The sequence below is a fragment of the Pseudoalteromonas sp. US3C1013 genome, from assembly GCF_048401115.1.
GTDB classification, from domain to species: Bacteria; Pseudomonadota; Gammaproteobacteria; order Enterobacterales; family Alteromonadaceae; genus Pseudoalteromonas; species Pseudoalteromonas undina.
The window spans coordinates 1,649,592-1,663,502 of sequence record NZ_CP183075.1 but is presented as its reverse complement, the minus strand read 5'-3'; the positions used below and the strand labels follow the sequence as shown (position 1 = coordinate 1,663,502).

General features: G+C 39.0%; 16 protein-coding genes, 2 tRNA genes and 1 pseudogene. 8 read left to right on the top strand and 11 right to left on the bottom strand.

Annotation, left to right across the window (positions count from 1 at the left end):
- Positions 1 to 25 precede the first annotated feature (25 nt).
- The 5 genes from ACNSN2_RS07725 to mnmA form a co-directional block, all read right to left on the bottom strand.
- Positions 26 to 484: a GNAT family N-acetyltransferase gene (locus ACNSN2_RS07725; protein ID WP_010390180.1), complete on the bottom strand. Its 459-nt coding sequence runs from the start codon at positions 482 to 484 to the stop codon at positions 26 to 28.
- A 9-nt stretch (positions 485 to 493) separates the two neighbouring features.
- Positions 494 to 1,636 (bottom strand): JmjC domain-containing protein, encoded by a 1,143-nt coding sequence (locus ACNSN2_RS07720; RefSeq protein WP_418606899.1) that lies wholly within the window; start codon positions 1,634 to 1,636, stop codon positions 494 to 496.
- 80 nt (positions 1,637 to 1,716) lie between these two features.
- Positions 1,717 to 3,087 carry an adenylosuccinate lyase gene (gene purB, locus ACNSN2_RS07715; RefSeq protein ID WP_055012554.1) on the bottom strand — a complete coding sequence of 457 codons (1,371 nt, stop codon included), beginning with the start codon at positions 3,085 to 3,087 and terminating at the stop codon, positions 1,717 to 1,719.
- 31 nt (positions 3,088 to 3,118) lie between these two features.
- The gene (gene hflD, locus ACNSN2_RS07710) at positions 3,119 to 3,721 is read right to left on the bottom strand and encodes a high frequency lysogenization protein HflD (RefSeq protein ID WP_055012553.1); all 603 of its coding nucleotides are present in this window, start codon (positions 3,719 to 3,721) and stop codon (positions 3,119 to 3,121) included.
- Entirely contained in the window at positions 3,721 to 4,821 is a 1,101-nt protein-coding gene (gene mnmA / locus ACNSN2_RS07705; protein WP_010390175.1) for a tRNA 2-thiouridine(34) synthase MnmA, read from the bottom strand. Before mnmA ends, hflD begins: the two co-directional genes overlap by 1 nt.
- Positions 4,822 to 5,175: 354 nt before the next feature.
- Between mnmA and ACNSN2_RS07700 the strand changes: the two are divergent.
- Positions 5,176 to 6,450, top strand: a pseudogene (locus tag ACNSN2_RS07700) (diguanylate cyclase).
- A 13-nt stretch (positions 6,451 to 6,463) separates the two neighbouring features.
- Here the strand turns inward: ACNSN2_RS07700 and ACNSN2_RS07695 are convergent.
- From ACNSN2_RS07695 to ACNSN2_RS07670, 6 genes are read right to left on the bottom strand one after another with little or no spacing between them, the layout of a single operon-like run.
- Positions 6,464 to 7,129 (bottom strand): pseudouridine synthase, encoded by a 666-nt coding sequence (locus ACNSN2_RS07695; protein ID WP_418609015.1) that lies wholly within the window; start codon positions 7,127 to 7,129, stop codon positions 6,464 to 6,466.
- Positions 7,129 to 7,458: a TusE/DsrC/DsvC family sulfur relay protein gene (locus ACNSN2_RS07690; protein WP_010390172.1), complete on the bottom strand. Its 330-nt coding sequence runs from the start codon at positions 7,456 to 7,458 to the stop codon at positions 7,129 to 7,131. Before ACNSN2_RS07690 ends, ACNSN2_RS07695 begins: the two co-directional genes overlap by 1 nt.
- A 3-nt stretch (positions 7,459 to 7,461) precedes the next feature.
- The gene (locus ACNSN2_RS07685) at positions 7,462 to 7,728 is read right to left on the bottom strand and encodes a DsrH/TusB family sulfur metabolism protein (protein ID WP_010390171.1); all 267 of its coding nucleotides are present in this window, start codon (positions 7,726 to 7,728) and stop codon (positions 7,462 to 7,464) included.
- Positions 7,725 to 8,081, bottom strand: coding sequence for a sulfurtransferase complex subunit TusC (gene tusC / locus ACNSN2_RS07680; protein ID WP_024603060.1), 357 nt, complete (start codon positions 8,079 to 8,081; stop codon positions 7,725 to 7,727). Before tusC ends, ACNSN2_RS07685 begins: the two co-directional genes overlap by 4 nt.
- The gene (tusD, locus tag ACNSN2_RS07675; protein ID WP_054201015.1) at positions 8,078 to 8,431 is read right to left on the bottom strand and encodes a sulfurtransferase complex subunit TusD; all 354 of its coding nucleotides are present in this window, start codon (positions 8,429 to 8,431) and stop codon (positions 8,078 to 8,080) included. Before tusD ends, tusC begins: the two co-directional genes overlap by 4 nt.
- A gap of 55 nt (positions 8,432 to 8,486) precedes the next feature.
- Complete coding sequence (locus ACNSN2_RS07670) at positions 8,487 to 9,152, bottom strand: Bax inhibitor-1/YccA family protein (RefSeq protein WP_008112034.1); 666 nt, start codon at positions 9,150 to 9,152, stop codon at positions 8,487 to 8,489.
- A 252-nt stretch (positions 9,153 to 9,404) separates the two neighbouring features.
- On the opposite strand from ACNSN2_RS07670, the gene ACNSN2_RS07665 reads away from it, so the two are divergent.
- From ACNSN2_RS07665 to prc, 7 genes are all read left to right on the top strand, one after another.
- Positions 9,405 to 9,495: transfer RNA gene (locus ACNSN2_RS07665), tRNA-Ser, on the top strand.
- Positions 9,496 to 9,546: 51 nt separating this feature from the next.
- A tRNA-Ser gene (locus ACNSN2_RS07660) sits at positions 9,547 to 9,637 on the top strand.
- Positions 9,638 to 9,809: 172 nt separating this feature from the next.
- The gene (locus tag ACNSN2_RS07655; protein ID WP_008112036.1) at positions 9,810 to 10,190 is read left to right on the top strand and encodes a hypothetical protein; all 381 of its coding nucleotides are present in this window, start codon (positions 9,810 to 9,812) and stop codon (positions 10,188 to 10,190) included.
- Between the two features lie 128 nt (positions 10,191 to 10,318).
- Positions 10,319 to 10,777, top strand: a complete 459-nt coding sequence (locus tag ACNSN2_RS07650; RefSeq protein WP_054201014.1) for a GAF domain-containing protein — start codon at positions 10,319 to 10,321, stop codon at positions 10,775 to 10,777.
- Entirely contained in the window at positions 10,777 to 11,055 is a 279-nt protein-coding gene (locus ACNSN2_RS07645) for a hypothetical protein (protein ID WP_010390163.1), read from the top strand. The genes ACNSN2_RS07650 and ACNSN2_RS07645 overlap by 1 nt, the downstream gene beginning before the upstream one ends.
- A gap of 16 nt (positions 11,056 to 11,071) precedes the next feature.
- Complete coding sequence (proQ, locus tag ACNSN2_RS07640) at positions 11,072 to 11,710, top strand: RNA chaperone ProQ (RefSeq protein ID WP_010390161.1); 639 nt, start codon at positions 11,072 to 11,074, stop codon at positions 11,708 to 11,710.
- 27 nt (positions 11,711 to 11,737) lie between these two features.
- On the top strand, positions 11,738 to 13,762 hold the full coding sequence (prc, locus tag ACNSN2_RS07635; protein WP_418609010.1) for a carboxy terminal-processing peptidase: 2,025 nt from the start codon (positions 11,738 to 11,740) through the stop codon (positions 13,760 to 13,762).
- The last annotated feature ends 149 nt before the right edge of the window (positions 13,763 to 13,911 follow it).

Sequence of the window (13,911 nt, the reverse complement as noted above, 5' to 3'; positions counted from 1 at the left end):
ACGAGCCAAATGGCTCGTTTTTTGGTTAATGCACTAAAGTAAATGGCCGTGTTTCAAAGCATGTGATGGGGCATTCCATTCTCTGTCTTGGAATGCCAGCTTCCATAAAAACGTGCCCTTGCACAGTAAAGCCGTTATTTTTGAATCGTTCTACTTCATTTAAAATACAGTTAATACTGACAGCCTCAATACCTTGCTCTGCGGCAAGCTTTACAATGAAATTAAGTAGAGATTTATAAACGTTGCGATTGCGGTGCTGGGGTAGTACGGCAATTCTTCCTATTAAACCATCATTACATAATCGACCTGTGGCAACAGGTGAGTGCATATTATCGGTAACCAGAATATGTTGAGCGAGCGCATCTAAGCTATCAAATTCAATATTCTTTGGAATATGTAATTCGTAAACAAAAACACGCTCTCTTATTTGTTGAAGTTGATCTTTTTCACTTTGCCAATCAACTTTGTCAACAGTATAAACCATAGCCTCCTCCTAGCTAAACCAAATACCCTCATTAACCAGTGTAGTAAAGGTTTCGATAAAATCTAGGCTAGGTGTGGTTGAATTCAGCAAGCTGCTATCAAATTCAATAAAATCAGTTAGCTGTTTTACAGCCTCTAAATCAGATAGCGGTAAAGAGTAGTTTTCGCCATTAACACTTAAAAGCAGCTCATCACCTATGCATTGGTAAATTGCACGCGTGCCACCAAGACGCTCAAATGTCATATCACTGTCAAGTTGTTGCATAATTTCAGCTGTACTAAACGGGTTTTCTTCAGGCGCTAAATCCATATCATGCTTAGGTTGACTTAATGTGTTTCCCAACCAATTTTTAAATAAGCTGTCGTTTTCTATTAAAGCCTGCATTAACGTTTTTACTTTATCAACTTCGCTTTGCGTAAGCTCACCTTTTGAATCACGTAGCGCGAGGGTATGATCCGTGTAACGCTTTTGGCCGCTTTCTGTGTCAATAATATGATCTGCAAAACTAGACAGTAAATCTTGTTGATTAGGCGCTCTAAATCCGACCGAGTAGTTTAAAGCATTTTCAATGGCATAGCCTTCATGTGGACAACCTGGTGGTATGTACAAGATATCACCAGGCTCTAAAACACAATCAATTACTGCGGTGAAGGCTTCAACTTGTAACAAGCTTTTATTTTGAGCAAATTGTTTTAATGAGGCGTCAGGTAAGCCTACTCGCCAATGGCGTTTGCCTTCTCCTTGAATAATAAATACATCATATTGATCCAAGTGTGGTCCAACACCACCGCCAGGAGTTGAGTAGCTGATCATTAAATCATCTATACGCCAGTTAGGAATAAAACGAAATGGTTCAAGCAATTGTGCGGCTTCTGGGTGCCAATGATCGACTGCTTGCACTAATAAAGTAGCGTGCTCATCGGTGAGTATTTCAAAATCTTCAAACGGCCCTTGATGGGACTGCCATTGCTGGTTATGGTTGGTTATAATACGCGACTCTATGCTGTCTTCCATGGCAAGGCCTGCCAGTTCATTGGCATCAAGAGGGTCTTTAAAGTCACTAAAACCTCTTTTGATTAACAGTGGCTTTTTTTGCCAATATTGATTTAAAAACGCTTGCTCAGATAATTCATTTATTTTTAATTGATACATAGAATGCCTATAACGTTAAGACCTAAATGAAAAAAGCGAAAGGCAGGTACCTTTCGCTTTTTATTAGTAGATTTGAGTAATTAAACTAAATCATCAATAAACTCAACAGCGCGACCAATGTAGTTGGCTGGGGTTAGCTTTTTCATTTCTGCTTTTGCAGCGTCTGGTAAATCTAAACCATCAATGAAATCAGCCATAATTTCTTGATTTACACGTTTACCACGCGTTAAATCTTTTAGCTTTTCATATGGCTTTTCGATGCCGTATTTACGCATTACTGTTTGGATTGGCTCTGCTAGTAGCTCCCAGTTTTGGTCAAGCTCATCGGCTAAACGTTGTTCGTTAACTTCTAGCTTGCTTACACCTTTAAGTGTAGATTGGTATGCAATAACAGCATAACCCATACCTACACCTAAATTACGTAATACGGTTGAATCAGTTAAATCACGTTGCCAACGAGAAACAGGCAGCTTTTGCGCTAAGTGACCTAATATGGCATTAGCTAAACCTAAGTTACCTTCTGAGTTTTCAAAATCAATAGGGTTTACTTTGTGTGGCATAGTTGATGAGCCAATTTCACCAGCAATGGTTTTTTGCTTGAAGTGATTAAGCGCAATGTATCCCCACATATCGCGGTCAAAATCGAGCAATATAGTATTAAAACGCGCAATAGCATCAAATAGTTCTGCAATGTAGTCATGCGGTTCAATTTGTGTGGTAAACGGGTTAAGTGTTAAACCTAGGCTAGCTACAAATTTATCTGCGTGAGTATGCCAGTCGTAATCAGGGTAAGCACTTAGGTGAGCATTGTAGTTACCTACAGCACCATTTACTTTGCCTAGCATTTCTACTTGGGCAATTTGATCACGTTGACGCTTTAAACGCATGTATACGTTTGCAAACTCTTTACCCATAGTTGATGGGGTTGCAGGTTGCCCATGCGTACGAGTCATCATTGGAATGGCTTTGTATTCAACAGCTTTTTCTTTAATTGCGCTTAATAGCTCATCGCAATAAGGTAAAATAACATTGTTACGTGCTTCACTTAACATTAAACCGTGAGATAGATTATTAATATCTTCAGATGTACATGCAAAGTGAATAAATTCATTAATGGCATGTAATTCAGCGTTATCAGCTACTTTTTCTTTTAGTAGGTACTCTACGGCTTTTACATCATGGTTAGTGGTGCGTTCAATGTCTTTAACACGCTGCGCATCGGCTTCACAGAAGTTATCGACGATAGCATTTAATAGTCCGTTTGCTTGCTCGCTTAAAGCTGGGACTTCTTTTATATCGCTTGCTGCAGCTAACGCTTGCAACCAACGCACTTCAACGGTTACGCGGTATTTGATTAATCCAAATTCGCTAAAAATACTGCGTAGTTCAGTGGTTTTGCTGCCGTAGCGACCATCAACCGGAGAGATAGCCGTTAACGCTGAAAGCTCCATAATAACTCCTAAATTTTAGTTTGAACGATAATTAAATTTTTGTTTTAGCAATGGCGAGAATTTTTCTTTTTGCAAAAAAGAAATGACGACGTTTGCCGCCCATTTGACGCCATAATACTGCACTACGAATGCCGGCTAAAAGTAACGCACGGATTTTGTTTTGAGTGAGCTGCTGTTTTAATAACTCGGGTTTACCATAAACCTGGATTCGGTGCCCAAGGGGGCTTAGCACCGACGAGTATATATCTGCTAAACCGGCAACAACACTGTCATCGGTAATAGCAAAATGATCTAAACGACGATGAATATCATCAATACGTTTACCTAATTCATTGAGGCTCTTACTATTGGCACTAAGGGCTCGCTCTAACTGCATTAAGCCACCCACGTATTTAACTATTTCAACATCTTTTTGAGCACCGGCACTCAGTTGTGCCATTAATGTTTTATAGCCATCACGCAAATTTTGTGTGCCTTGGTATACATCCTCAGGAGAGGCGGGTGAGGTTTGCACAATACTTGATAACAACGTTGATAAGTCATGTTCATCACAACGACCGTATTGAGCAACCTTTTGTACTTGTTTTGCTACTTGGCACATGGCAGCAAGTGCCATGACTTGATGTTGATTCATTACTTAATCACCGAATCAATAATACCACCGCCTAAACAGACTTCATCAGCGTAAAATACGGCGGATTGTCCTGGGGTAACGGCTTTTTGCGGCTCATCAAACAATACGCGTGCCATACCATCTTCTCCAACGAGTAATGTACAGCTTAAGTCTTCTTGACGGTAGCGAGTTTTAACGGTGCAGCGAGTTGTACCTTGCGGGCCAACACGATCTACCCAGTGTAATTGGTTTGCATTAAGGCCGTTACTGTACAAGCGAGGGTGATCTTTACCTTGACCAACAACAAGAACATTTCGTTCTATATCTTTATCTACCACGTACCATGGTTCGCCCGAGCCTTCTTTCATGCCACCAATTAATAAACCTTTACGCTGGCCAAGGGTGTGATACATCAAGCCTTCATGCTCACCTACATTGTTACCATCGGTGTCTTCAATTACTCCAGGTTGTGCAGGCAAAAACTTTTGCAGAAAATCTTTGAATTTACGCTCGCCAATGAAACAAATGCCGGTGCTGTCTTTTTTATCATGAGTAATTAAATCCTGTTCTTCAGCAATGCGGCGTACTTCTGGTTTGGCAATATCTCCGACAGGAAATAGTGTTTGCGCAATATGCTCATGGCTTAGTGTATACAAAAAGTAGCTTTGATCTTTGTTATCGTCTAGGCCTCGGCACATTACATATTTGTCATCGCGAAGCTCCCGGCGCACATAATGACCAGTTGCAATAAAATCAGCACCAAGTGCTTGCGCAGCAAACTCTAAAAACGCTTTAAATTTTATTTCTTTATTACACATTATATCTGGGTTGGGTGTACGACCCGCTTTGTATTCTGCTAAAAAGTATTCAAATACATTATCCCAGTATTCAGCAGCAAAATTAACGGTATGAAGTTCAATGCCTAACTTGTCACATACAGCTTGTGCATCTTTTAAATCTTCAGCAGCAGCGCAATATTCATCATTGTCATCTTCTTCCCAGTTCTTCATAAACAAGCCTTCTACTTGGTAGCCTTGCTGTTTTAGTAAATATGCAGATACAGAAGAATCAACCCCGCCGGACATACCAACGATGACTTTAATGTGACTATTTTCGCTCATGAATAATTTCGCTTATACAGATTACTGTTAACTTGGAAAGGCCGCGATTATAGCATGTATTTTGTTGGTGCTTAAAGAGAGGATGGGGGATTGAATAGATTTTGTTGTAACTTTTTCCATCCAATGGTTAGTAAGGCGTAGTTTGGTGTGTAATTTACTCATTTTTAGGCTAATGAAAAGGGATGGATTATATTGATGGCTTCATACTTTGTAAGTTGCTTTTGTCGTATTTAATTACGTAGCGCTATTCTTCATTAACAAAACTTTACATTTGAGATTACCTACCATATCTTAATTAGTATCTAAACACGTAAATACTTAAATAACCTAAAATATAATCAATGGAATGAATATATGAATTACGCCTCGCAATCACATTTGGTTAAGTCGTTTGTGCTGGATGCGTCCGAAAAAACGGTGTCAAATCTTACTTTTGAAGACGATTATTCACTACAGCAATTCAAAGAATCAGCTTATAAGTTATTTTATGACATTATAACTGTGCCAGCTCCCTATCTTTATCAAGAGCCTAATCCGATTGTTGAGCTGTTTAGGCTTATAGAATCCTCTTTAGGCTCTTTAAAATCATAACAAAAGGCAATTTTAAGCCAGTTAGAGAAATGGTGGGTAGAGTGGCATTTTGTCGCTTCAATGAATGTATCGCTTGAACGTGAAAACAAAGAACAAGACTATAATGTTATAAGCACTACCCAACACCCTATGCGCAAGCATGAGCTGAGTCATTATGCGCGGTTATTCACGATTCTACCCTTACCGGTATGTGATGTTTGTATGGTAACTGGTGATATTTTAAAAGTGAACCAACGTTTTATTGATGTATTTGGTTACACGTTACAAGACGTACCTAATCTTAATGTTTGGTGGAAATTAGCCTACCCTGAAAAAGATTACAGAACATTTGCACAAACGTTATGGCAGGAGTCACTTGAGCAAGCCAATCAAAATAATGATGATATTCCAGCTAATGATTACAGGATTTCTTGTAAAGATGGCAGTGAGATTGTGATGCAAGTTTCTGGTATCAGTGTTGAAGGAGAATTTATTGCTATATTCAACGATGCTACTGAGCGTTTAAAAACTCAAGAAATACTCAGTGATATGGCGTTTTTAGACTCACTCACTAAAATAGCCAACAGGCGGCGCTTTGATGAAAAACTAACGTCTGAATTTAACAAGTTATCGAACGAGCATCGTGAGCTTTCGATGATCATTATTGATATCGATAATTTTAAAAAGTATAACGACCGATATGGTCATCTCGAAGGAGATAAATGTTTATTTCAAGTTGCGCAAAAATTAGCTGAAACCGTCTGCAGGCCAGAAGATTTTGTAGCGCGATTCGGAGGAGAAGAGTTTGTCGTGCTGTTACCTCAAACAGGTAAGCAAGGGGCATTATTTATTGCCGAACAAATACAAAAATCGATTGAAAAAATGGCCATTCCCCACAAAGACAGCTTTACAGGACTATTGTCTGTCAGTATGGGAATAAACACCATAGAGCATGAACACGATAGCGATCATGCACAATTTTTTAAACAAGCAGATAACGCACTTTATTACGCGAAAAAACAAGGAAGAAATTGTATTGCGTTAGCTACAGATAATTAACGCAACTTGATGGTTAATTATCAATATCTTTGAATTCTCCGCTATTTATTCCCTCTAGCGTGTATTTACCGATACTGTAGCGAATTAAACGCAAAGTAGGATGGCCAACATGAGCTGTCATACGTCTAACTTGACGGTTTCTGCCTTCGTTAATTGTAATACTTAGCCATGATGTAGGTATTGATTTACGCTCTCGCACTGGAGGAGTCCTTGGCCAAAGCGCTGGTTCATCCATTAAAGATACTTCAGCGGGTAAGGTGATGCCATCTTTTAGTTCGACACCTTTATTTAAAGCATCGATAGATGCTTGTGTTGGGGTCCCTTCAACCTGAACCCAATAGGTTTTGTTGGTTTTTTTACCAGGCGCTGTGAGCGTATTTTGTAACTTGCCGCAGTTTGTTAATAACAACAACCCTTCGCTGTCCCTGTCTAAACGACCTGCTGCGTAAACATCTTTTATAGGAATAAAATCAGCCAATGTTTGCCTATTTTGATCGTCAGTGAACTGGCAAAGAACATCATAAGGTTTATTAAATAAAATGACTTTTTTATCGCTCTGCGCTATTGCCGGCTTTATTGGTCTTTTTACTGTCCTTTTATTGATACCACTTCGAGAGTAAGTACGGCCTGTATTGCGCTTACCCTTTGAGGAGGGCGAATGTTCAGTTTTATGCTTCATTAAATACACCGTGCAGGTTTAGGTAAACCCGCAATTTTAGTTGCTTGTTTGGCTGGCCCTTTAGGAAAAAGTTTGTATAAGTACATGCTGTTCCCTTTATCCTCACCGAGTGCTTTAGCCATGGCTTTGACTAACATTCTAATGGCTGGACTAGTGTTATATTCAAGATAAAACTCTCGCACAAAGTTAACAACTTCCCAATGCTGCTCAGTTAATGTGATGTTTTCTTGCTCTGCAATAACATTGGCTAACTCTTTTGACCAAACAGTATGATCTAGCAAATAACCTTGTTTATCAGTGTCTATTGTTTGATTATTAAATTCCAACATGGTTCACCAAGTAATTGATTGTTTTGCAGTTAAACTGAGGGTAACGAACTCATCATAGCTAATTGCTTTGTCGTTCATATTTAATGATATATCTCGAGCTTCTGCATCATCTTTTAAAATATAAAGTGAGTCAGCAAATTGTCTATATTGCCCTTTTGCAAAGCAAGCGTCACCCACGAGTAAAACACTGTCTGTGAGCATAATTAGATTGTCTAAGCTGTGGGTACTGTAGTAATTCAGTGGTTTTGAAAAAATATGTAAAGTACTCATAGGGTCACCACATGCTGCTGATTGTGAATTAACTGTTTTTGGGCATTAAAGTTTACTATGTTTGCCTCAATGAGTAGTTCACTTTTACTTAAACCATAATCAATCAGTGACTTTTCACAAACGTAAATATTTTCAACATCATAGATTTCCAACATTTTAATGTTTTTAAAAAAATCTTTGATACCTAAACTATTTGGCTTTTGGTTTTTTTTAAGCGCTAACACAGCTGGGCCGCTAAACAACCAGCTAATATTTTGATCTACGGCAGCAAAAATAAGGGTCATATCAAGTGCATCGCGGATATGCATGTCATCAAATGGACTTGACTGACTAATTACGAGTACATTAATCATTTAAATTGTATCCATTTATCTGCTTCACTGGCCAGCATGGCAAATTCAGCTAAGCCTGCAACAGCAAATGCGCCGGTATTCTTTATATCTAAGCCTCGCTTTTCAGCCGCAGTAACGCATAACATTAGATTTATATTTTTTTCAGCCAGTTGCTGCCAAAGCGAGGGAGTACTTAACTCATCTGAGGCTAACTCAAAATGAGTTGAAGCATGATAAATAGCATCTTGGTATAAAAATAACGCATCAACGCTATGTCCCTGCGCTAGGCAGGCATGAGCAAACTTAACAATACGTTGAGTGGTATCGTGATCTGATGGTGGAGTATGTAAAGAAAGTACAAAGCGTGCCAAAACTATTCCAATAAAAAAGCCCCAATAAAGGGGCTATTTTAACAGAACTATTTAATTAGTCATTATTTGCGCCAAGTAAGGCAAGTAATGAAGTAAATAGGTTATATACGCTAAGGTATAAAGATACAGTTGCACGGATATAATTTGTTTCGCCGCCGTTAATGATTCTGCTCGTATCGAACAAAATCAGGCCAGACATGATTAATACAACTGCTGCGTTTAGAACCATAAACATTAACGAGCTACCTAAGAAAATATTTACAATACTTGCCACGATAACCACAATTAAGCCTACAGTTAAAAAGCCACCCATGAATGAGAAGTCTTTTTTAGTGTTAAGTGCATAAGCAGATAAACCAAAGAAGATTAACGCCGTAGAACCTAGCGCTTGCATAATTAGCATAGGGCCATTAGGTAATTGTGCGTAGTGATTTAGTAGAGGGCCTAAGCCGGCTCCCATTAATCCTGTAAACGCAAACACCCAAAATACACCAGATGCTGTATCTGCTTTTTTATTTACAACAAAAAGTAGACCAAATGAAACTAGTGTGAATACAAGTCCCATAAAGTAAGGTAATTGCAGTGCCATTGAAATACCGGCAGTGACTGCACTAAATGCAAGTGTCATTGCAAGTAAGAAATAAGTGTTTTTAAGCACTTTGTTTGTTTCAATGGTCGACATTACCGGCTTTGCAGTATTGTACGATTGATTAAACGCCATTGTAGAGCTCCTGTAAGTGAAACTAAGTAGTTCCTGTAATTTAACTAAAATTAGATTACCAACTCTTATATGTTTGGGCAAACCTTTGTAGATCAATAGACAACTAAATTTAAATAAAAGTTCATTTGGCGGTTAGGATTTGCTCTCATTGCTTTATGTTTAAACAAATTAGTTGTTTTTTAATCACTTGAACAAAAAAATGAAAAAAAAGCTTCCAAAAGTCCAAGGGTTTCCCTATTATTCAGGCCGTGCGGAGAGATGGCAGAGTGGTCGAATGCACCGGTCTTGAAAACCGGCAGGGGTTTATAGCCCCTCTAGGGTTCAAATCCCTATCTCTCCACCACCTTATTAAAATAATTATGAGTACACTCTTACTTGTAGTTTATGCACTTTCGGAGAGATGGCAGAGTGGTCGAATGCACCGGTCTTGAAAACCGGCAGGGGTTTATAGCCCCTCTAGGGTTCAAATCCCTATCTCTCCACCATTATCAGATAAGCCCGCGATTTGCGGGCTTTTTTGTGCCTCATATTCGCTATACCTTTTTAAAAACCAAGCATATTCAGTTAAAAAATACGACCATAGTCTCTATTTATAAGCTTTGGCTCTTAGTGCATGCTTAGAAATTAAAGATTTATGTTTTTGTTAAGGATCTTACAATGAAACATCAACTCGCAAAAAGCGTCGCACTTTCATTATTATCTCCCGTTATTATTGGCAGTATGTTGGGGATTTACTACGCATTGACTATGCGTGGTGACGCTGTTTCTATTTTTTTAGGACTATTAATGACCGCTATTGCTAACGCGCACATAGTGGGTTTAACTATGGCCGCGTTTGTAGTGCCGGGTTATTTACTTATGTTTAAGTATTCTAAGGTAAATTATTCTGGAGTATTAACACTGGGCTTGCTGGGTGGCGCTATTTTTAGTTATCTTTTGAGCGCCACTACAGGCGAGATCTTTTTAATCAATAGTGTGATGTCAGGGTTTGCCGCTGGACTGTTTTTATTCGGCCTGCGTAAATCGGTACAAAGTTAATTGCGGAATATTTAATCAAGTGTGTCGTAAAACCATGTAATTTCCTTTTTTTTACCCGCAAAAGGTTTCAATTTTTAGTGACAAAGAGTACCTTTAGCTACTGTATGTTTAATAAGAAGTAGTTTGGTATGCAAAAGCACGATTTTTACCAGTCATTAGTTAAGCAAACTGAATCGCTGATAGGCGGTGAATCAAACATAATTGCCAATATGGCAAATATAAGCGCGCTGTTATTTACCTCTTTAGAAGATGTAAATTGGGCGGGCTTTTATTTTATGGATTCACCATCAGAATTGGTACTTGGTCCATTTCAAGGCAATCCAGCTTGTATTCGTATTCCAGTAGGAAAAGGGGTATGTGGCACTGCTGCGGCGACCGAGCAAACCCAATTAATTTCAGATGTGCATGCTTTTGACGGTCATATAGCCTGTGATGCAGCATCAAATTCTGAGATAGTTGTACCTATCATGAAAAATGGATCTGTATTTGCGGTACTAGACATAGATAGCCCAAGTATTGGCCGATTTGATACTGATGACCAAGCAGGGCTTGAAGCACTTGTAAAATGCTTAGAGGCTAGCCTGTAATGAAAGACTTGCTAAATGTTCAAGACTACCTTTTTGCCGTTCAAGATGTTGGTGATTGGGAAGGGGATGAAGAACATGTAGCGGAAACGCTCAATGATTTGATTCACATGGCATGGGATCGTCTACCTGATGATTTAGACTGTGATTCAATTGATGAAATTATAAATGGTATTTGGGAACATTTACGTGGTGATATGGCTGTGATTGAAGCTGACTTTGAAGAGTTAGCCGATTGGTGTATCCACTATGTTGATTCTGCCCTTGATGAAAAGATGTGATTAAATAGGTTCTAAAATGGAAACCACAAACAAGCTAAAAGATATTAATGAAGTATTGGAGTTCTTATATCAAGAATTTCCACAATGTTTTAAACAAAAAGAGGGCATTCAGCCGCTTAAAGTAGGTATTTTTAAAGATATCGCTGAGCGTATTGAAGGCTCTGAAAAAGTTAGTAAGACACAAGTTCGTCAAGCACTTAGAAAATACACATCTAACTGGCGCTACCTTGAAGCGGTTACTAAATCTGAATTTAGAATCGATCTTGACGGAAATCAAGGCGAAAAAGTTGAGCAAGAGCATATTGACCACGCACAAAAAGCGTTGGAAGAAAGCCGTGCTAAAATGGCAAAGCGTAAAAAGCAGCAACGCCCTCGTCAAGATTCAGAAGCAAAATCTTTCAAAAAGAAACCAGCTAACGCGGCTAAAAATTCATCGGCTGCAGCAAAGCCTGCAAAAGCCGCTGCGCCTAAGCGTTCAGGAAAAGTTGAACCTTTACCAGCAGGCGAGGTCAAGGTTAATAACAAGGTTAAAGTTAAACTTGGCCAAGCACTTGTTAATGCAGTAATCACTGAAGTAAACAAAGACGATGTTCACGTTGAATTAGTGACCGGTATGCAAGTAAAAACCAAAGCCGACAGCTTATACATCATTTAAGTTGCGAAAAAAATTAAGGAGTTGTGTATGAGTAAAAAGTTTACGCTCATTCCGTTAGTTGCTGCGCTGTTTTCAGGTTCATTATTGGCTGCAGTAGAGCCGGTAACATTAGAAGACTTACCTTTGCTCAAGCAAGAAAGTCAGCACGGTACAGCCAGTAAACGAGTGGCTAATCTATTTACTCGTTCGCATTACACACCTGTTCGATTTAACGATGAGCTTTCAAGTAAAGTGTTTGATCGTTACATCGAATCCCTTGATTTTAATAAAAGCGTGTTTTTGAAAAGCGATATTGACTCTTTTGAGCAATATCGTGAGAGTTTCGATAACGCGCTTATTAGCGGCAAGTTAGGCTTTACATTTGATATTTTCAACTTAAGCCTTAAACGTCGTTTTGAACGTTACGAATTTTCGCTTTCACTACTTGAAAATGAAATGACGTTCGACACTGAAGATGAATATTTTTATGACCGTGAAGATGCTCCATGGGCGACCACGCAAGCTGAATTAGATGAAATTTGGCGCGAGCGAGTAAAATATGATGCATTACGGTTAAAAATGACAGGTAAAGATTGGCCTGGCATAAAAGACGTTTTAACCAAGCGTTATAAAAATGCAGAGAAGCGTCTTGTACAATCAAAATCTGAAGATGCATTTCAAATTGTAATGAATTCACTTGCACGTAGTATTGAAGCACATACTTCATACTTATCTCCACGTCGTGCAGAACAGTTCAAAATGGATATGGATCTTGAGCTTGAAGGGATTGGTGCAGTATTAACGCCTGATGAAGACTACACGGTAATTCGTAGTTTAGTGCCTGGAGGCCCGGCAGACAAATCTGAGCAAATTAAAGCCGATGACCGCATTATTGGTGTGGCTCAAGATGGCGAAGAGTTTGTTGATGTAATTGGCTGGCGTTTAGATGATGTGGTTGATTTAATAAAAGGTCCTAAGGGTACTAAAGTGCGTTTGCAATACCTAAAGGGTGCAGATGCTCACGGTACGCCAAAAGTGGTTGAAATTACCCGTGATAAAATTCGTCTAGAAGACAGAGCTGCCAAATCAGAAGTATTTGAAGCCAGTTATTCTGATTTAACCAGCAAAATTGGTGTAATAGAAATCCCTGGTTTTTACAATAACTTATCTAAAGATGTAAAAGTTGAGTTGGCTAAACTCAAAGAACAAAACGTAGACGGAATTATTATTGATTTACGTCAAAATGGCGGCGGTTCATTATATGAAGCTACGCAGTTATCAGGTTTGTTTTTTGATCAAGGTCCAGTAGTACAAATTCATACTTTAAACAACCGTATTGAAGAACAAAAAGACCGTGACGGCATTACTTATTATGATGGCCCACTCACAGTGCTTGTTGATAGATACAGCGCATCCGCGTCTGAAATTTTTGCCGCAGCTATGCAAGATTATGGCCGCGCCGTTATCATTGGTGAGCAAACCTTTGGTAAAGGGACCGTGCAGCAGCATAAAGGTTTAGCGCGTGCTTATGACTTATACGATAATCCATTAGGTAGTGTGCAATATACAATTGCAAAGTTTTACCGCATTAATGGTGGTAGTACACAGCATAAAGGGGTGATCCCAGATATTACGTTCCCATCGGCTATTGACCCTGCTGAGTGGGGGGAAAGTAAGCAAGATAATGCACTACCATGGGATAGCATAGTACAAGCGAAGTATAAGCAAATAGGGCGTTTAAACCCTGTTATAAATGTGCTTGAAAAACAGCACAATGAGCGAATTAAAACTGAACCTGAATTTAATTATGTGTTTGAGGATATCGCTCGTTACAACGAAGAAAAAGATCGTAAAACAATTTCTTTAGTCGAGAAAAAGCGCATTGAAGAAAAAGAAGAAAATGAAGCGCGAGCACTAGCACGCACTAACGAGCGTTTAAAGCGTTTAGGCAAACAACCTGTTGAAAACTTGGATGATGTGCCTGAGGTAATTGAAGAGCTTGACCCATTTCTTGAAGAAGCAGCTCTTATTACGCAAGATTATATCAAATATGGCCGCGTAGCTAAGCGCTAAATTCAGCTTCACTTTGTAAAAAAAAAGGCGCCTAGGCGCCTTTTTTACTATCGATAATTTGCTAAATTGTTATAATCGCGGATTACCAAAAGTTGAGCTAGATCAATAGTGCTCAATAAATGCGCGTACGTGCTAATAAAAATAATCAA